Origin of the sequence: Corallococcus sp. AB049A (assembly GCF_003668885.1) — a bacterium.
In the GTDB taxonomy this organism is placed as follows: domain Bacteria; phylum Myxococcota; class Myxococcia; order Myxococcales; family Myxococcaceae; genus Corallococcus; species Corallococcus interemptor.
On record NZ_RAWL01000154.1, the window covers coordinates 1 to 18,339 of the forward strand.

At 70.8% G+C, this 18,339-nt stretch carries 13 protein-coding genes; 3 read left to right on the forward strand and 10 right to left on the reverse strand.

What is annotated here, in order from left to right; genetic code table 11:
- Window positions 1–418 precede the first annotated feature (418 nt).
- Window positions 419–2,650: a YfhO family protein gene (locus D7X55_RS18065; RefSeq protein ID WP_121723733.1), complete on the forward strand. Its 2,232-nt coding sequence runs from the start codon at window positions 419–421 to the stop codon at window positions 2,648–2,650.
- Here D7X55_RS18065 and D7X55_RS18070 read toward each other — a convergent pair.
- The 3 genes from D7X55_RS18070 to D7X55_RS18080 form a co-directional block, all read right to left on the reverse strand.
- A complete protein-coding gene (locus tag D7X55_RS18070) occupies window positions 2,607–3,854 on the reverse strand; it encodes a hypothetical protein (RefSeq protein ID WP_121723723.1) in 1,248 nt (415 codons plus the stop codon). The genes D7X55_RS18065 and D7X55_RS18070 overlap by 44 nt on opposite strands.
- Window positions 3,855–3,884: 30 nt before the next feature.
- Window positions 3,885–4,262, reverse strand: a complete 378-nt coding sequence (locus D7X55_RS18075) for a hypothetical protein (RefSeq protein ID WP_147442682.1) — start codon at window positions 4,260–4,262, stop codon at window positions 3,885–3,887.
- 120 nt (window positions 4,263–4,382) lie between these two features.
- Window positions 4,383–5,285 carry a LysR family transcriptional regulator gene (locus tag D7X55_RS18080; RefSeq protein ID WP_121723724.1) on the reverse strand — a complete coding sequence of 301 codons (903 nt, stop codon included), beginning with the start codon at window positions 5,283–5,285 and terminating at the stop codon, window positions 4,383–4,385.
- Between the two features lie 97 nt (window positions 5,286–5,382).
- On the opposite strand from D7X55_RS18080, the gene D7X55_RS18085 reads away from it, so the two are divergent.
- Entirely contained in the window at window positions 5,383–6,498 is a 1,116-nt protein-coding gene (locus D7X55_RS18085) for an aldo/keto reductase (RefSeq protein ID WP_121723725.1), read from the forward strand.
- A 12-nt stretch (window positions 6,499–6,510) separates the two neighbouring features.
- On the opposite strand, the gene D7X55_RS18090 is transcribed toward D7X55_RS18085, so the two are convergent.
- The 3 genes from D7X55_RS18090 to D7X55_RS43395 form a co-directional block, all read right to left on the reverse strand.
- Complete coding sequence (locus D7X55_RS18090) at window positions 6,511–6,993, reverse strand: (2Fe-2S)-binding protein (RefSeq protein WP_121723726.1); 483 nt, start codon at window positions 6,991–6,993, stop codon at window positions 6,511–6,513.
- A 2-nt stretch (window positions 6,994–6,995) separates the two neighbouring features.
- Complete coding sequence (locus D7X55_RS18095; RefSeq protein ID WP_121723727.1) at window positions 6,996–9,158, reverse strand: xanthine dehydrogenase family protein molybdopterin-binding subunit; 2,163 nt, start codon at window positions 9,156–9,158, stop codon at window positions 6,996–6,998.
- Window positions 9,159–9,289: 131 nt separating this feature from the next.
- Entirely contained in the window at window positions 9,290–9,742 is a 453-nt protein-coding gene (locus D7X55_RS43395) for a hypothetical protein (RefSeq protein ID WP_158616179.1), read from the reverse strand.
- A gap of 171 nt (window positions 9,743–9,913) precedes the next feature.
- Between D7X55_RS43395 and D7X55_RS18100 the strand changes: the two genes are divergently transcribed.
- Window positions 9,914–12,526: a carboxypeptidase-like regulatory domain-containing protein gene (locus D7X55_RS18100; RefSeq protein ID WP_158626388.1), complete on the forward strand. Its 2,613-nt coding sequence runs from the start codon at window positions 9,914–9,916 to the stop codon at window positions 12,524–12,526.
- Window positions 12,527–12,533: 7 nt separating this feature from the next.
- Here the strand turns inward: D7X55_RS18100 and D7X55_RS18105 are convergent, their stop codons facing one another.
- The 4 genes from D7X55_RS18105 to D7X55_RS18120 are packed head-to-tail and all read right to left on the reverse strand — an operon-like array spanning window position 12,534 to window position 18,302.
- A complete protein-coding gene (locus D7X55_RS18105) occupies window positions 12,534–13,232 on the reverse strand; it encodes a S8/S53 family peptidase (RefSeq protein ID WP_121723729.1) in 699 nt (232 codons plus the stop codon).
- Complete coding sequence (locus D7X55_RS18110) at window positions 13,229–13,498, reverse strand: hypothetical protein (RefSeq protein WP_121723730.1); 270 nt, start codon at window positions 13,496–13,498, stop codon at window positions 13,229–13,231. Before D7X55_RS18110 ends, D7X55_RS18105 begins: the two co-directional genes overlap by 4 nt.
- 17 nt (window positions 13,499–13,515) lie before the next feature.
- Window positions 13,516–15,318 carry a peptidase domain-containing ABC transporter gene (locus D7X55_RS18115; RefSeq protein ID WP_233609913.1) on the reverse strand — a complete coding sequence of 601 codons (1,803 nt, stop codon included), beginning with the start codon at window positions 15,316–15,318 and terminating at the stop codon, window positions 13,516–13,518.
- Window positions 15,318–18,302, reverse strand: coding sequence for a DUF1611 domain-containing protein (locus D7X55_RS18120; RefSeq protein WP_121723732.1), 2,985 nt, complete (start codon window positions 18,300–18,302; stop codon window positions 15,318–15,320). The genes D7X55_RS18115 and D7X55_RS18120 overlap by 1 nt, the downstream gene beginning before the upstream one ends.
- Window positions 18,303–18,339: the final 37 nt, after the last annotated feature.

The following is an 18,339-nucleotide window of genomic DNA, read 5'->3' on the forward strand; positions in this document are numbered from 1 at the left end:
TACACCTATTAAGTCGTCGGCAGCGTCAGATGTGTATGAGAGACAGGGCGGGGATGTCTGCCTTTGCGCCAAGCTCAGCATGGCCGTGAACGCAGTGTCCATGGCTTACCGGGTAGTCCTGGAGTGCTCGGAAGGGGTGGAATTGAACCCCAGGGGCTCACCGGGGCGGTCGTGGGTTCCTGGCGCACGGGTTGCTATGAGTCATCACACCGGCCGGGCAGGGTGCCCGGCCGTGGCTCTCCGCCCGCGATGCTCCCCGAACACTCCCGCTCGCCCGTGGTCCCTGGACCTCGGCGCGGCTTCCTGGCCACGACGGCTGTCCTCGCGCTGCTGTGCCAGCCGCAAACGGCAAGACGGAGTGGGCGCGCCGCTCGCCGTACGTCTATTGAAGGGCCATCCGGCCTACGATGCCGCCGGCATGACGGCGCCGCGAACGCGAGGACGGGCAGGGCTTGTCACGGTCGTGGGACTGCTGGCGCTGCTCGCGTTCGTCTATTGGCCCGTCTTCACCGGGCATCTGCTCGCGGGAAGGGACCTGTTCCGCATCTTCTTCCCGGACTCGGCCTTCCTGCTGGAGTCGCTGTGCGCGGGTGAAGTGCCTTTGTGGAACCCGTACCTGCGCCTGGGGCAGCCGTTCGCGGCGACGCTCTACTCGCAGGTGTACTACCCGCCGCGCTGGATCGCCGTGCTGTTCGGGGGGCCCATCGCGTCCATGACGCTGATGCAGCTGTTTCACGTTGTGCTCGCGGCGGTGGGCGTGTCCCTGCTGTGCCGGAGGCTGCGCGCGTCGTGGATCGCGGCGGCCATCGCGGGCGCCGCGTTCGGGCTGTCCGCGATGATGACCCGGCTGGGCCTCCAGCAGAACCTGGTGGACGCCGCGGCCTGGAGCGGCTTCATCCTGAGCGCAGCGTATGACGCCACCCGCCGCCCGGGACGTGGCCCCCTGGCGCGGCTGGCCGTGTACGGCGCGCTGTCCCTCTTCGCCGGCTCTCCGGAGACGACGCTGTGGCAGGGGATGCTCGCGGTGCTGGTGGCGGCCTTCGCGCCACGACAGGAGAAGCGGGCCCGCGTGCGTTCGGTGGCGCGCGTGGCGGGAGGCTTCGCGCTGGCAGCGGTGCTCGCGGCGGTGGCGCTGCTGCCCACCGCCGAGTTCGCGCGAAACTCCCTGCGCCTGGATGACGCCTGGAAGTGGCGGCTCGTCTGGTCCGTGTCGTGGCCGCAGGTGCTGTCCGCGCTGTGGCCGTTCGCGGACTGGCCGCGGGGCAGCTACTGGGGCGACGACCAGTGGTTCATCCTCAGCCTCTTCCTGGGGACGCTGCCCTGCGCGCTGGCCATCCTGGGCGCCGTCCGGGGACCCCGGCGGGTGCGGGCCTTCACCGTAGGCGCGCTGCTGCTCCTGGCGCTGAGCCTGGGCCGGCACTTCGCGCCCTCGGCCTGGGTGCTGCTGCACGTGCCGCCGTTCTCGCTCTTCCGCTACCCGGTGAAGTACTTCGTGGGCGTCGCGTTCTGCGTGGCCGTGCTGTCCGCCTTCGGAGTGGACGCGCTGGGCCGGCTGACGCGGCGCCTGCGCCCCTCACGTCTGCGCGCGGCCGTGGCCCTGACAAGCATGGTGGGCGCCATGGCTGTCATTGGCCCCATGGCCCGCCTCCTGGGCATGCGCGCCTCCGCCGATGCGGGCGCCCCGTGGGTGCCCCTGTGGCTGGGTTTGGTCGTGCTCGTGGTGCTCTGGCCGCGCGGCGCCTTCACGCGTCCACGCCGGGTGCGCCAGGGCATCGCGCTGCTCGTGGGGCTGGAGATTGCGGCGTCCCACGCGGTGCTGGAGCGGCCGAAGTACACGCCGCTGCAAGCGCTGCTGCGGCCCTTCTCCCTGCGTGTCTTCCTGCCCCAGCCCTACGCGGGCCGCATCAGCGTGGACATCCAGGGCCCGGAGGACCCGTCGCGCGTGGGCAAGGGGAACACCATCGAGCGCAGCCGCGAACAGCTCATGCCCAACCGCTTCGTGGAGGAGCGCCTGCCCGCGCTGGAGGGCTTCGGTGCCCCCGAGCCCCGGTACACGGACGTCTTCCACGACGCGGGCCTGCGCACCGTCTTCGACCTCACGGGCGTCACCCACTACCTGCGCCACGGGCCGCCGCCCTTCGACGACCTGGAGCTGCTCAACACGGCGGAGGACGGCACCACCCTGTCGCGCTCGCGCACCGCGATGCCTCGCGCGTTCCTCGTCCAGCGGGCCCGCGTCGTCACGGATGAACAGGCGCTCGCGGCTGTGGAGGATGCCTCCCAGCCCTTCCGGCACACCGTCTTCCTCGCCACGGGGGAGCCGCTGGAGCGGCCCGCGTGCACGGGCAGCGTGGAGTGGGTGCGCCAGGGCGCCCGGCATCTGGAGCTGAAGGTGGACGCCTGCGACGACAGCTACCTCGTCGTGTCCGACAGCCATTACCCGGGCTGGACCGCGACCGTGGATGGACAGGATGCGCCCATCCACCGGGCGGACCTGGCGCTGCGCGCCGTGCGCATCCCTCGCGGCGTGCACACGGTCCACTTCGACTACCGCCCGCTGAGCTTCCGTCTGGGGTTGGCCCTGTCGGTGCTCGGCTGGCTGGGGCTCATTTCATGGGCCGCACGACGCGGAAAATCTTCCTCGCGATGATCCGGTCGCGGGCCTGCTCGGTGATGCGCGTGGACTTCACCTGCAGGTAGATGGACGGGTGGTCCGAGTAGAACTTGCCCTCGGACTTCAGGTGCCGCGAGCCGCTGGTGCCCATCAGGCCGTACATGCCCTGGCCGACGAACTCCAGGTGCTCCGTGTCCGCCTGGTAGTAGCCCATGTAGTGGGCGTTGCCGGAGGAGTTCGAGTACTGCTGCAGGAAGAGCGGGATGGCCTCGGGGCTCTGGTGGGGCAGCATGTACGTGGGCCGGGACTCCGGCTGGCCGTCGAAGAAGACGCCCCGGCTGCCCTGGGACGTCTCTTGAAGGTCCATGTTGAAGTCGCCCACCATCACCTGGATGCCCTCGGCCACGCAGAAGGCCTGCAGGGCCTTGTGCTCCACCCCGCGCTCCTGCGCGTTGGAGCCGGTGAGTGACGCGCGCAGGTGCACCCCGGCCACCGTCACGCAATGGCCGTACCGGTTCCCCAGCGTCACCTTGAGGATGTACTCGTCCTTGGCCTTCAGCTTCGCCTGGATGGACGCCGTCTTGCGCGTGACGGTGGTGGCCTCCAGGTAGAAGCCGTCCTCCTTCGTGTTGTCCACCTGCCGGTCGATGTCCTCCCGCAGGTAGAGGGCGATCTCGTTGACGTGCTTGATGCCCTTGACCGTCGAGTTGTCGATGAGGTGCTTGCGCACGTAGGACATGCCCAGGCCGGACAGGCCGATGCGGTCCGGGAAGGGCGAGCCGGTGGGGTTCTCCGACAGGAAGATGAAGACGGGGTAGTGCTTGTAGCCGCGCAGGTTGCGCTCGATGCGGTTCTTGCGCCGGTCGCTCCACTGGGACGTGTCCGCCGCCTGGGGGCCGTTGCTCTTCAGCCAGGACTGGTAGTTGTCGTCGTAGTCGGAGTCCGGGTTGTACACGTTGCGGATGAGGTCGCACTCCTGCTGCACGATGTCCGCGAGCTTCGCCGCGATGTCCGGCCCCGCCAGGAAGTCGCTGGCGGCCATGCCAGGGACCAGCGGGTGGGCCAGGTTCGCCCCGTCCACCCGCGCCCCGGTGTCATCGAACGACGCGCTCAGCCCCTTCACGCCCTTGGTGGTGTTGGCCTTGTAGAACTTCTTCGCGGCGTCGAAGGGGATGAACAGGATGGAGATGCGGGGGAGCGTCGCGGTGTCGATGCCCTCGTCGAATTCGCGCTTCGGCATGGCGGACCCCCGGCGTGCGTGAGGGCGACTCTACTTCCAGGAGCAGCCCTTGATCTTCTTGCAGAAGGCTTCGTTGGTGGCCTTCTCGCAAGCGATGGCCACGCCGCCGCACATGTTGGACCCGAACATGTAGGCACAGCCAGGCTGGCTGCTGCAGTACATCTGGGAGAAGACGCCACAGAAGTTCGCCTTGCCCGTGCAGCGGCCCGCGCCCTGGGACGCGGTGGCGTCCTTGTCCGGCGTGGCGGCCGTGCCCGCGTCCTGGCCCTCCACCCCGGCGTCCGCCTTCGCCGCCGGCGCGGGCTTGGACTTCTTCGCCGGGTCCGCCGCGTGGGCGGGAGCCCCCAGCAGGGCCGCCGTCACCGCGAACGCCATCAGGAGACCGACACGCTTTCCGTGCTGCGCCATGTTGCTGTCCTTTCGCTGTGGAACCGGCCCGTCCCCCGCCATAACAGTCCACGGGCGAGGGAGTCAGCGGCGTGCAGCATGCCCGCCTGTCCGCACGGGAGTCGAGCGGCCGCGCGCCCTTCAGCGCAAGGGGAGCAGCTCCCGCGCCAGTTCGATGAAGGCCCGCAGGGGACGCGAGGCCCGCGCCCGGTGGGGGTAGTAGAGGAAGAGGCCGGGGACGGTGGGGGCCCAGTCCTCCAGCACGGGCTTCAGCGCGCCGGAGCGCAGCGCGGGGGCCGCTTGGATCTCCGCCAGGTAGGTGAGCCCCAGCCCCGCGTGCGCCATGTTGAGGAGCAGCGCGGAGCTGTCCGACGTGAGCGGCCCCTTCACGGGTACGGCGAGCTCCTTGCTCCCCTGTTCGAACTCCCAGTGGTAGGGCAGTCCTGTCGACGTGCGGACGCCCAGGCAACGGTGCTTCGCCAGGTCTCGGGGATGCCGGGGCGTCCCGTGCCGTTCGAGGTACGCGGGCGCGCCCACGACGAGGAAGCGGAAGGCTGGCGTCAGGCGCACCTGGACCATGTCGCGCTGCACGGCTTCCGTGAGCCGGATGCCGGCGTCGTAGCCCTCCTTCACGATGTCCACGAACCAGTCCTGAACGGACACGTGCACCTGTACCTGCGGGTACGCCGCGGCGAAGCGCGGCAGCACCGGCTCCAGCACGAGTGACACGGAGAAGGTGGGCACCGACAGGCGCAGCGAGCCCGTCACCTGCGACGTGTCCCCGGCGGCCAGGTGTTCGAGCGCCGCCAGAGCGGACTGGAGCCCCGGCGCTGCTTCGTCCAGGAGCCGCTGTCCCGCGTCGGTGAGGGACACGCTGCGCGTGGTGCGCGCGAGCAGGGCCTGCCCCAGCTTCGCTTCCAGCTGGCGGACCGCCTGGCTCACCGCGGACGAGGACACGCCCAGCTCCTTCGCGGCCTGGCTGAAGCTGCGCCGGCGGGCGACGGTGACGAACACGGTCAGGGCGTTGAGGGGTGTCAGGGCCATTTCGAAGAAAGTCTAAACAGTCCCTGCAACTTCCGCGTCTTCAGCTGGAGGCCGCCGGACGGCACCTTGTGCGCATCCAAACGGGAGGACGCACTCCATGACGACGACCGGTCGAATCGATTCGCTGGCGCAGTACCACCTGCTGGGCCGCAGCGGCCTGCGGGTGAGCCCGCTGTGCCTGGGCGCCATGACCTTCGGCACCGAGTGGGGCTGGGGCAGCCCCAAGGACACCGCCCACCGCATGCTCGCGCGCTATCTGGAGGCGGGCGGCAACTTCGTGGACACCGCGGACGGCTACACGGGCGGCTCCAGCGAGGCCATCCTCGGGGACTACTTCGCGCAAGCCGGTGGCCGCGACCGCGCGGTCCTCGCGACGAAGTTCACCATCAACACGTCCCCCGGGGACCCGAACGCGGGTGGCAACGGCCGCAAGAACATCCGCCGCGCGCTGGAGGGTTCGCTGCGGCGGCTGAAGACGGACTACGTGGACCTGTACTGGCTGCACGCGTGGGATGGCATCACGCCCATGGAGGAGGTGATGCGCACGCTCGACGCGCTCGTGCGCGAGGGCAAGGTCCGCTACTTCGGCCTGTCGGACGTGCCGGCCTGGTACTTCGCTCGCGCGCAGACGCTGGCGGAGCAGGAGGGCTGGGAGCGCGTCGTCGCGTTGCAGCTGGAGTACTCGCTGGTGGAGCGCAACATCGAGCGCGAGCACATCCCCGCGGCGCTGGCGCTGGGCGCGTCCATCACGCCGTGGAGCCCGCTGGCGTCGGGGCTGTTGTCCGGCAAGTACACGCGTGAAGGCACGCAGGCGAAGGGCGAGGGCCGGCTGCCGTCCATCCAGGGCGGAGGCAACCCGGGCTTCGAAAAGCTCTTCACCGAGCGCAACTGGGCCATCGTGGACGTGCTGCGCGAGGTGGCGAAGGAGCTGGACCGCTCCCCTGCGCAGGTGGCGCTGGCGTGGGTGACGCGCCGGCCGGGCGTGGCGTCCACCATCATCGGCGCGACGCGGCTGGAGCAGCTGGAGGCGAACCTGCACGCGCTCGACGTCCAGATTCCCGCGGAGCTGGCCGCGCGGCTGGAGGCCGTGAGCCGTCCGGAGCTCGTCCACCCGTACCACTTCTTCGAGTCGGACTTCTTCACCGGAGGCATGTTCACGGGCGGCACCACGGTCCGCGCCGAGCCCACCTGGTTCCGGCCCGCGCCCCGGTAGGGCACCGAAGCCTTAGCGAGGGACCGCGCCGTGCCGCAGCAGCAGCGCGGCGCGGTGGATGGCGGCGCGGATGCGGACGTAGGTGCCGCAGCGGCAGACGTTGTCGCTCATGGCCGCGTCGATGTCCGCGTCGGACGGCTGCGGGTTTCTTCGCAGCAGCGCCACCGCGGCCATGATCTGCCCCGGCTGGCAGAAGCCGCACTGGGCCACGTCCTCGGCGATCCACGCCTCCTGCACCGGGTGCAGTCCGGAGGCGTCCGCCAGCCCTTCAATGGTCGTCACGTCGTGGCCCGCGATGTCGCCCACGGGGTGGAGGCAGGGACGGAAGGCTTCGCCATCCAGGTGGCTGGTGCATGCGCCGCAGATGCCCACGCCGCAGCCGTACTTGGGGCCCGTGACGCCCAGCACGTCGCGGAGCACCCACAAGAGGGGCAGGTCCGCGGGCGACTCCACCGACACCGGCTGACCGTTGAGGAGGAAGGAATGGGCCGGCATGGTCAGACTCCCTCGTCGAGGATGGGGAAGCGCGTGGGCATGGTGCCCGTTGCCCGGGCGATGGCGTTGGCCAGGGCCGCCGCCGCGCTGGGGTAGCCCAGCTCTCCCACGCCGCCCACGCGGTCGTCGGAGCGCACCAGGTGCACTTCGATGGAGGCGGGCGCGTGCTTCATCCGCAGCCACCGGTAGTCCGCGAAGCTGCCTTCGCGCACCGCCCCCGCGTCGATGTGCAGCCCGGCGCTCAGCGTGGTGGACATCGCGTCCAGCGCGGCGCCCTGGAGCTGCGCTTCGATGCCCTTCGGGTTGATGGGCAGGCCCACGTCCGCGGCGATGACCACGCGCAGCACGCGCGGCGTCCCGGACGTGACGTCCACCTCCACGAGGTGGGCGATGGCGCTGTCCCACTCCTCCAGCACCGCGACGCCTTGCGCGACGCCGGGGGGCAGCGCGCGGCCCCAGCCTCCTTCGAGCACCACGCACTCCAGCACGGCCTTGAGCCTCCGGGACGTCAGGCGCGAGCGCCGCAGCTCCACCGGGTCCTTCTGGAGCTCGCGGGCCAGCTGGTCGACGAAGATTTCGTTGGCCACGCCCACCTGGCTTGTGAAGACGGAGCGGAAGGACGCGGTGGGGATGGGGAGCGGCACCTCCGCCAGCTCCTGCGCCACCCAGCCGAACTGATAGGGCACGTGCTGCGTCAGCGCGAAGAACACCGCGCTGGTGACGTCCGGCAAGGCCTGTCCCAGCAGCGACGTGAGCAGGTCTCCGAAGCCGTGCGGGAACTCCACGGTGGGGATGGCGGCGCGGTGCTGCCAGCCGAGGATGGAGCCGCCAGGCCCCAGGGACGCGAGGATGCGGTGGTGGCTCGCGGGCCGGTAGTGCCCGTGGCGCATCTCATCGTTGCGGCTCCACATCAGCTTCACCGGCTGCCCGAGCGCCCGCGAGATGAGCGCGGCCTCCACGGCGGCCTCGGTGAAGAAGCGACGGCCAAAGCCACCTCCGGCGCGGATGGGATGCACGGTGACCCGCTGAGGGGTGAGCGCCCAGCCGAGCGCCCCGGCGACCTGGCTCCGCGCGAACTTCGGATCCTGGACACCGGACCAGATCTCCGCGGCGTCGTTCGTCACTCGCGCCACGCAACTCTGCGTCTCCATGGGCGCGTGCGCGAGGTAGGGGAAGTCGAACCTCCCCTCCACGACGCGGGTCGTGAACAGCGGAGGCAATGGCCGGGGGCCGATGGCGTCTCGCAGCCGGGTGCGGATGTTGGCGTCGGACAGGTGACTGGCCGGGCCCGGTGCCCAGGTGACCTGCAATGCGTCGCGCGCGGCGAAGGCCTGCGCGAAGGTCCGGGCCGCCACCGCCACGCCGGTCGGAAGTTGCACCACGCCCACCACGCCCGGCATGGCCCTGGCGGTGGACGCATTGAGCGACCGCACCGTGCCGAGCAGCGTGGGAGGCCGCGCCACCACGGTGGGCACCGCGTCCGGGATGTCCAGGTCCAGGGTGAAGCGCGCAGCGCCGGTGACGATGGCCCGCGCGTCGACGCGGCCCGTGGGCTGGCCGACGACGGTGTATTCGCGCGGGGACTTCGGCAGCGGGGAGACCTCCGGCAGCAGCACGCGTGCGGCGTCCTCCGCGAGCTCGCCGTAGCCGAGCCTGCGGCCGTCGGGAGCGCGCACTTCTCCCTGGGCGGTGGTGAGCGTGAGGGCCAGCACCCGCCAGCGGTGCGCGGCGGCGGTGACCAGCCGTGCCCGGGCCTCCGCGGCGGCGGCGCGGAGCGGGCCGGCCAGATAGCGCATGGAGGAAGAGAGCCCGGTGAGCTGGATGAGCCAGCGCGGATCCGCGTCGGCGGTGAGCACGTCCACGGCATCCAGGCCCGTGTCGAGCTCTTCCGCGACGAGCATGGACACGGCGGTGGTGATGCCCTGGCCCATCTCCGTGCGAGGCAGGGTGGCGATGACGCGCCCGTCGGTGCGGACGGCGACGTAGAGGTTGAGGGGCGTGTCCTCCGGGGCCGCGGACGGCTCCGCCGCCTGGGCGGAGGGCACATCGAGCGCGAGCCGCGCCGCGACCATCAGCGTGGGCGAGGCCACCAGCCACGTGAGGAACTTGCGGCGGTCGAGTCCGCTGGGAGGAGGGGCTGCGTCCGTGGGCAGCGTGTCAGCCATGGAGAAAGTCTGTCACGCGGTCATGACTGGACCCAACGACCTGGCAAGCCCTGTGCGGCACCTGTCACCTGGCGCGCGGAAGCATCCGGGACAGGACCCTGGAGGGGCCTGGAGCGCCGTGCTGCATGCGTTCAGCGTGCGCCCTGGACCGCTTCCCTGTGCGCCGCAAGGCGGATGTCGGGGCGTGCTGGCACGCCATCGCCCCGGTGGATCTGACTGGCCCTCGGCTCGCTGTTGAAGGCGCGGAACCACTCCGGCCGTTGCTCAAGAAGGTACTTGTGGAGCAGGCCGAAGAACTTCGTGATGGCGCGAGCCTCGTCTCCGCGCTCATCCGCGTAATACTTCCGGTGCCATCCCTGACCCGGAAACTCGCCCGTCTCTCTCAGCCAGACGAAGAAGGCCGTGGCCTCGGGGTCCTCTCCGGTGAGTTCACGCTGCGCGTTCCTGAACCCGTGGATGTACGCGTCCAGCCGCTCGATGCGAAGCCCGTCGAGCATGTTGTCCGTCTCACGGCCGACGCCAATGAAGAAGCACCAGTGAGGCGGCTCTTCCAGGCTGATTCTGTAGAGGTGCCTCAGGAGCATGGCGGCATCATGCCCAAGGCGCCTGGGGACGACTTCCTGAAAAGCTGTCCGACAGTCGGACAGGTTTTTTGCTGCCTCTCCCCGGGGGCGGGATCCGGGCGGGACCTGCACGCGGCTTCAGGCGATACTGGCAGCCGGTGCCCCAAGGAGGCGGGGGCGAGGACAGCGGTCATGCGCAAGTGGCTCATCGGTGGAGTGGCGGTCCTGGTCGCGTGCGGCCTCGTGTTGTTCTGGGCCCTGCGCTCCCGTGGACCGGCCGCGCCGGAGCGCACGGACGCCCCGGTCGCGAGCAATCGCACCCCGAGCCCCGGAACTGCGCATCCCGAATCCGTGGACGGGGGTTTGCTCCCGGCGCAGCGGGCGCCGAGCAAGGTGGCGGGCATCCTGGACGTGGAGGTGCTTTCCGGTGGGAAGCCTTCACTCGAAACCACCGTGCGGCTCTACGCACCGGGCGAGCGGGCCTCCGCCTGGACACTGATGGACTTCGGTCTCACGGACGCGGCGGGACACGTCCTGCTCGCCTCCGGTCCTGGCCGCTACCTGGTGTCGGTGCGCGCGCCGGGCCGGGCTCCCATGCTGCGCGCCGTGGTCCGTCCTCTGGGTGAGTCACGCACGGCCGTGAGCATCGCCCTGGAGCCCGCGCAATCCCTCACGGGCCGCACGGTGGTGCGCGGAACGAATGAGCCACTGCCGCTCGTGGAGATCGCCCTCACGGCGCACGGCCGCGAGCTGGAGACCTGGGAGCACGCGGAGTCCCCCGTAGAAGAGCGCGTCTATGCCACGAGCGACGAGCGGGGGAACTTCCGCATCGACGGACTCGCCCCGGGGACCTACCTGCTGGAGGCCCGCGCCCCCGGTTATGCGCGCGTGGTGCTGAGCCGTCTTCGCATCCCCACGGACGAGCCGCTGACGCTGGCGCTCCGGCTGGCGAGCGTCATCGAGGGCTTCGTCGTGGACTCGAAGGGACAGCCGGCCGCGGACGCCGAGGTGCAGGTCGGCGGCAATCCCTCCCAGGTGGTGACGACGGGCGCGCAGGGTGGCTTCTCCGTGGAGGTGGAGCCCGGCTCCCATCCCCTGTCCGCCCGGCGCGGCGAGGAGTCCGGCTCGCTCGACCTGCCAGTGCTCTGCGTCGCGGGCAGCACCGTGCGCGGCGTGCGCATCCAGTTGGGCCCGGGCGCGGTGCTGGAGGGCCAGGTCGTGGAAGAGGCCGGCGGAGCTCCCGTGGCTGACGCGCGCATCGAGGCCACCCTCTCCGGAATGGACGCGGCGTCCGGCGTGGCCATGTCGGACGCCGAGGGGCACTTCATCGTCCAGGGGCTTGCTCCCGGCAGCTACGACGCGAAGGTCACGGCCCTGGGCTACGAGCCCGTCATCCGCCGGGGCCTGACGCTCACCCAGGGCGAGCGCTTTCCCGTGGACTTCAAGCTCTCCGGCACCTGCGCGGTGGAGGGCCATGTGCGCGACCGGAACGGAGCGCCGGTGGCCGCGGCCCACATCACCGTCCACAGCTGGGGCAAGGGAACGGGAATGTCGGCGAACCCCATCGACGCCCGCACGAACGCGGACGGCTACTACCGCGTCGTGGGACTCGCCGCGGGCCGCCTGGCCATCTCCGCGCGCAGGGATGGGACGATGGCGGGCACCCTCGAGACCGTCGCCGTGGAGGCGAACCGCACGGCCCGGATGGACTTCACCCTGGAGGGCTCGGGGACCATCGAGGGCAGGGTGCGCGCGGCGCGTGACTCCCTCAAGGAAGGGCGGCTGGGGGTGACGGCCGTGATAGCGGATCGGTTCGCGGACACGCCGCTGGTCAGAGGTGATGTCCCCGTGAGCGGGGAGGGAGTCTTCCGGATGACCATTCCCGCCGGCGAATACCAGGTCCTGCTCGCCGAGCGCGGCCGATTCATCAAAGGCAAGGAGGAGCAGGTGCGCGTGGAGCCGGGACGGACGGTCCAGGTCGAGTTCACCTGGGAGGAACCGCCCGCGGAGCGCGCGTACCGGGGCGTCGTCCTGGAACCGGATGGTTCGCCGTCACCCCGCGCCATCATCACCTTGACGATGGCGGACGGCTTGAACCTCCCCATGGCCATGCTCCCCACCGACGAAGAGGGGCGCTTCGCCATTCCCGTCAGCGGCATGGAAGACGCCACCTCGAATGGCCGGCTGATGCTGGGCGCGCGCAATGGAGGACGCTCGTGCGAGCCCGTGCCCGTCACCCCCGAAAAGGAGGTGGTGTTGCGGCTGAAGCCCGCGGCCTTCCTCCGCGGCCGTGTGGTGCGCAAGGGAGAGCCTGTTCGCGGCTTCACCCTGACACTCCAGCTTCAGAAGGGCTTTCTCCCCGAGGGGAAGGGGACCGGGCCCCTCGAGTTCTCCGGAGACCGCTTCGAGTTGCGTGATGTTCCCCCCGAGCCGGTGAAGCTGACGGCGCGCACGTTGGACGGCTCCGTCGGCGAGGCCACGGCCTCTCCCGGCACGGGCTCGGTGCTCGAAGTGGACATCCCCCTGAAGGCACCCGCCACCGTGCGGGGCCGCGTGGTGAGCGGGCCCACCAAGGCGCCCGTCTCCTCCGCGTTCATCCGCTTCGAAGAGGATCCACCCTCGCCGAATCACGCTTCCAACACGGAAGGCCACTTCACCCTCGACGGCGTGCGCGCGGGCGAGCGCGTCCTTGTCATCACAGGAGGCCCTTCCGAGGGGCAGCGGCGCCTGCGGCTCACGGTGAAGGAAGGCGAGGTGCTGGACCTGGGCGACGTCACCCTGGAGGTGGCGCCGCCCACGCCTTGAGGCCCCTTCAGCCGGCCCCGCGCCGCCAGCCGGGGAGCGCGCCCTCTCGCAGCGCCTCCGCCACCGCCACCGCGCAGGCGAAGCTGGTCGTCATGGGTACCTGCATCCAGCGGCCACCCATGTAGAGCTTCACCTCGCGCTCCTTCACGACGTGGTCCACCTTCACGTCCGCGCCCACGCGCTCCATCAGTGCGGGGTCGCCCACGGACACCACCGACTCCAGCTGCGCGGGAAGGGTCGGCTCGCCGCCCGCGGAGGAGGCGATGAGGGCACCTCGCGCCGCCGCGCGGTCCACCAGCTCCCGCATGGGCGTCTCCAGCGCGCGCTGGAACGTGCCCAGGCTCAGGTTGAGCACGTCCACGCCCACTTCCTCCAGCATCCACCCCATCGCCTCCACGAGGCACAGCGAGTGGCCGCGGATGTTCCGGTCCAGGACGCGCGCGACGTAGACCTCCACGTCCGGCCAGGGACGCACCTGGTCGTAGAGGATGCTCAGGACGGCCGTGCCGTGCCCGTGCGTGTCCTCCAGCTCATGGGTCTCCGTGCCGGACCGCCACGTCTCCAGCTCCTCGCGCTCGTACTCGCGCGCCTCCAGCACCTGCGCGTCCAGGTCGAGCGAGAACGAAGCCGCGCCCGCCAGGTGCAACCCGTGCTCGCGCAGGAAGGCCACCTCCACGCCGCTGTCGATGATGCCGACCTTCTTCACGGAGCGGTGCCTCCCGGCCCCGAAGGCCGCCACTGCTGGAGCTGCCGGAACACATAGGTGCCCAGCGACACGGACTCCGTGCGCGGCGGGACGGCGTCCGGAACGGACACGGTCAGGTGCACGAGCGAACCCGCCAGCGCCATCCCCGCGCCGAGCACGATGATGAGCAGGGCCGTGAGCATGCCGATGCGCCGCACGACGAAGAGGCCCGCGTGGTCGGGGTCCTCCAGCAGGGGCAGGGTGGGACGTGGGGACTCGTTCGCCATCTTTCCATCCGCCGCGCTCAAGCGGCGTCCGCCTCGCCCATGCCCGCGCGGAACAGCCGCTGGTACGGAGCACACCGCGCCAGCAGCTCCGCGTGAGGCCCCCGGCCCACCAGCTGGCCTCCCGCGAGCATCCACACTTCGTCCGCCAGGGGCGCGTTGGCCAGCCGGTGCGTGATGAACAGCACCGTCTGCCCGCGCTCCCGGGCCCGCCCGAGCAGCGCCCGCACGATGGCGGACTCCGTCTCCACGTCGAGCTGGGACGTCGCTTCATCCAGCAGCAGCACCGGCGCGTCGCGCAGCACCGCGCGGGCCAGCGCCAGCCGCTGCCGCTGTCCACCGGACAGGCTCGCGCCCGCCTCGGCCACCGGCGTGTCGAAGCCCTGCGGCAGCGCGGCGAGCACGGGCTCCAGCGCGCACAGCCGCACCGCCTCCCGCAGGGCGTCCTCGCTCACGCCGGAGAGCCCCAGCGTGAGGTTGTCGCGCACGGTGCCGTGGTACAGCTCCACGTCCTGCCACACCACGGCGATCTGCCGGCGCAGGTCGGACAACGCCAGCGTGCGCGCGTCCTGTCCGTCGTACAGCACGCGCCCCCGGCCCGGCTCCTCCAGCCGCGTCAGGAGCCGCGCGAGCGTCGTCTTCCCGGAGCCGCTGGAGCCCACGATGGTCACCACCGCGCCGGGCCGGATGCGCGCGCTCACCTCGCGCAGCACGTCCTGGCCGGGCAGGTAGCCGAAGGACACGTCCTCCAGCTCCACCCCACCGGAGAGCCGCTGCGTCAGCGGGGGCGGGGGTGTCAGCGAGCGGGCCGGGTCCTGCTCCGGCGCCTCGTGCAGGTACTCGAAGAAGCGGCGCAGGTGGACGCCGCGCTGCTGAAGTCCGGTGACGAAGCCGATGGCCTCGATGACCGGCCCGCGCAGGTACGCGGCATACGCCACGAAGGCCACGAAGCCGCCCAGCGTCAGCTTGCCCTGGAGGATGAGCCGCCAGCCCAGCCAGGTGAAGAGCGCCGTCTGCGCGGCCTCCACCGTGCGCTCGAACAGCCGCAGCAGCCCCTCCACGCCGTGGGCCTTGAGGTGCGCCCGCAGCACGGAGCGCATCAGCCCCGCCGCGCGCTGGTACACGTGCGGCTCCAGCGCCAGCACCTTCGTCGTGCGGCTCTGCCGCAGCGTCTCCACCTGGAGCGCCTGGAGGGCGCCGTGCACGCCCATCACCTCCTGCCACGCGAGCCCCATGGCGCGGCCCACGACGAGCGGCACCGCCACCACGAAGGGCAGCGTGGCCACCGCCGCCAGCGCCAGCTCCCAGTGGAGCGACGCCAGGGTGAAGGGGATGACGAGCAGGAAGGTGAGCTGCGAGAAGACGAGCCGGATGAGCCCCACCACCAGCGCGATGCCCGCCTTCGCGTCGTCGAAGCGGCTGGTGAGCTCACCCACCTGGCGCCGGGAGAAGAAGCGGTCCGGCAGGTGCTGCAGGTGGTTGAAGAGGTAGAGCGACGCGGAGCTCTCCAGCTTCACCGTCAGGTACGACGAGTAGTAACCGAACAGCGCCTCCGCGACCGCCGCCGCCACCGACGCGGCGAGGATGCTCAGCACCAGCACGTGCAACAGCCCCAGGTCCTGGGGGGACGACACGTGGTCGAACAACAGCCGCGTGAGGAAGGGCGGGATGAGCAGGAGCCCGGTGATGACCGGCCCCAGGAGCGCGCTCCTCGCGAGCGCGCCCCACGCGGGACGCAGCAGCCGCAGCAGCTCCGCCAGGTAGCGCGCCGACCGCCGCAGCCCGGGGGCCTCTTCCTCCTGCATCGCGCCGCCCGCTTCCATCACAGGTGCGTGAGGACGCTCCGCGCCAGCGCGTCCGCTTCCTCGGGGATGGCGTGGACGCGCAGGCCGGTGTGCTGCTCCATCTTCCGCCGCGCCTCTTCCAGGACCTCATCCCGGACGCCCAGGAACCAGGTCTCCGTCCACCGGCTGCCCAGCAGCTTGCGCCCGCCCATCATCGCCAGGCCCACCACCATGCAGGGGACGTCGTGCTCGCGGGCCAGCAGCTCCAGGTACTCGCGCGTCGCGACCACGTCCTCCGGCTTCGTGTCCACCGACACGGTCAGCACCACCAGGCGCGGCAGGAACGTCTCGTAGATGTGCGTGGAGGCGTTGGCCCGGCGGTCCTGGCCCTGCGGCACGTAGAGCAGGCCGTTCTGCCCGCCGGTGATGACGACGTCACAGTCCTTCGCCAGGTCCGCCATGACGCGGCGCTCGAACGCCAGCCGCTCCGGGCCCTCCACGCGCAGCACGCGCGAGTAGCCCGTGTCCGAGCCCAGCAGGATGCCCGTGGGCTCCGTGGCGTGGTGGCGCACGCGCACGTGCCTGGCCAGCGCCTCGCGCAGATAGACCTGCGTGGTGAACTTGCCCTGCACCGTGTCCGTGCCGAAGACGCCCAGCAGGTTTCGCGGCGCGTAGTCCGCAGGGCCCGGCTTCGCGAGCGCGTCCTGCTCCGGCACGGCCACGCGGAAGAAGAGGTCCGGGTCCGGCTCCAGCCCGTCGAAGAGGTCGTAATAGAGGATGTCGTCGTACAGCGACACGACGGGCAACTTCCTGCGCGTGGCCACTTCCAGCAGCGCGCGGACGTGCGGCACCTCTGACTCGAAGTTGAGCGAGCAGGTGAAGACGACCGCGTCGAAGTCGTGGCGCGCGATGTCCGCCGGGTTGCTCACCACGGGCACGGACAGCTCACCGGCCTGGATGTACGTGCCCGCGTCGCTGAGCGTCACCGTGTCGTCGAAGACGACGCACGCCGGAGCCGGGCTGCGGTCGCGGAAGCGCAAGAGCGCGTAGCCTTCCTTGTTGTACTTGAAGAGGGCGGTCCGCTTGCCCGCGAGCACCTCCATCACGTGCGCGCGCGTGTACATGTGGCGGCTGCGCAGCGTGGGGTTCTGCTTGAGGGGCAGCTGCTGGTCGCCCTCCCAGATTTCCCCCAGCTTCCGGTACAGCACCTCCGGGTCGTACTTGGGATACGTGCGCGTGTCCGGCGCGATGAGCAGCGGCACGCCGTAGTCCGGCATCTGGAAGACGTGCTCGTGCCCGGAGCCCTCCACGCGCAGCGCGTAGCGGCCCTGCGGGTGCAAGAGGAAGTACTGGAACGCGACGCGCAGGCCCGCGACCTCCAGCACCTCCGCGTCCAGCGTGAGCTCCCGGCGCGCCCCGATGTTCACGCCCTCCAGCGACAGCCGGCGCAGGAGGAACGGCGGCTGCTCCTGACCCTCGGCCTTGCTCACGTGCAGGAGCACGCACTTGAAGGGGTCCACCGGGAAGGACGTGAGCAGGTCCGGTGAGAAGTCCTTCAGCCGCGACACGACGTCCTGGTAGCGCGCGAGGAACAGCGCGCGCGCCCGGTCCCGCTGCGTCGGGTCCGGAATCATGAAGAGCAGGTCGCTGCCGCTGAAGACCTCGAAGCGGCGCCACGTCTCGCGCGTCTCCGCGTCCACCGGCTGGGGCAGCTGCGCCTCCACCAGCTTGATGAGCGCGTACATCCAGGCGTTGCCCGGCGTCAGCCAGTGCTCGCTGTAGAAGTCGCGCCCCCACGTCGAATAGTAGAGCCGGGGCAGCGACGGCGGCTCTGCGGCCCGCGGGGGCTTCGCGGCCTCCACCGGCGCGGCTGGCTGCATGACGCCCTCCAGCCACTCGATGCCTTCGTGCCACCAGTGGCCGAACAGCTCCGTGTCGAACGCGAGCACGAACGTCTGCCCGTCCTGCACGAGCGAGCGGCGTGAGTCGAGCAGCTCCCAGAACTGACGCACGTGCTGGGGCACCTGCGCGCGGGCTGCCTCCACGTCGTAGAGCGCCTTCCGGCCCAGGTCGACCTGCTGGCCGCTCACCGCGTGGTACTTGAGGCCCGTCCACACGTGGCCCCGCTTGTTCGCGGGCACGGGCACGCCCAGCTCCTCGAAGTACTCGGGGCGCAGGTCGAAGCCCACGTCGCGGAAGAACTCGCGGTACACCGGGTGCGCGGGGTACGTGGACTCGGGCGACTTCCACAGGTGCAGCCCGATTCTGTAGTCGTGGACCATCACCTCCAGGTCCTCGTGGCGGAACACGCCGCTGGGGTCCTGGGGCTGGGACGCGCCAATGCCTGTCAGGCTGAGCGCGGTGCGGCGGATGCCACGGCGCTGGAGGATGCGCTCCACGCCCGGCTGGAAGGCGCACTCGGGCAGCCAGAGGCCGTCCGGCTCTCCGCCGAAGATGTCCTGGAAGGACTCCACGCCCCGCGCCACCAGCCGGTCCGCGATGGCGGGCTGGAAGAAGGGCAGGAAGTTGTGCTGCGGCGTGGAGGTCCACAGCTGCACGTTGGACGGCCGCGAGCGCCCCAGCGACGCGAACACGTCCCGCAGGGAGTGCTGGCGCAGGAACGCGAGGCTGTCCTCCACGCGCCGCAGGTACATGCCCGCGGTGCGGTGGACCCTCGCCAGCGCTTCGTCCGAGAGGGCCTGGGGGAACTTCTCGTAGCGGTTGTACAGCTCCAGCCGCGACGTGCGCTCCAGCTCGCGCGTGGCGATGCGCTGGAGCAGCTGGAGGTAGCCGGTGTAGCGCTCCTCGCAGGCGACCAGCTGCTGCACGAGGCAGGGGGTGAAGGACATCACCAGCGTGCCGGCGAAGCGCCGGGCGTCCCAGCGCTCCAACATCCGGAACAGCGGGAGGTATGTCTCCGTCAGCGCTTCGAAGAGCCAGTTCTCCGGCTCATCGAAGAGGGGCCCCTCGCCCAACACCTGCGGCATGTGGGTGTTGAGGATCAGGGTGAGGCGCGTGTTCATGAGGGGACCGCGAGACGGGGGAAGCGGGGGAGGACGG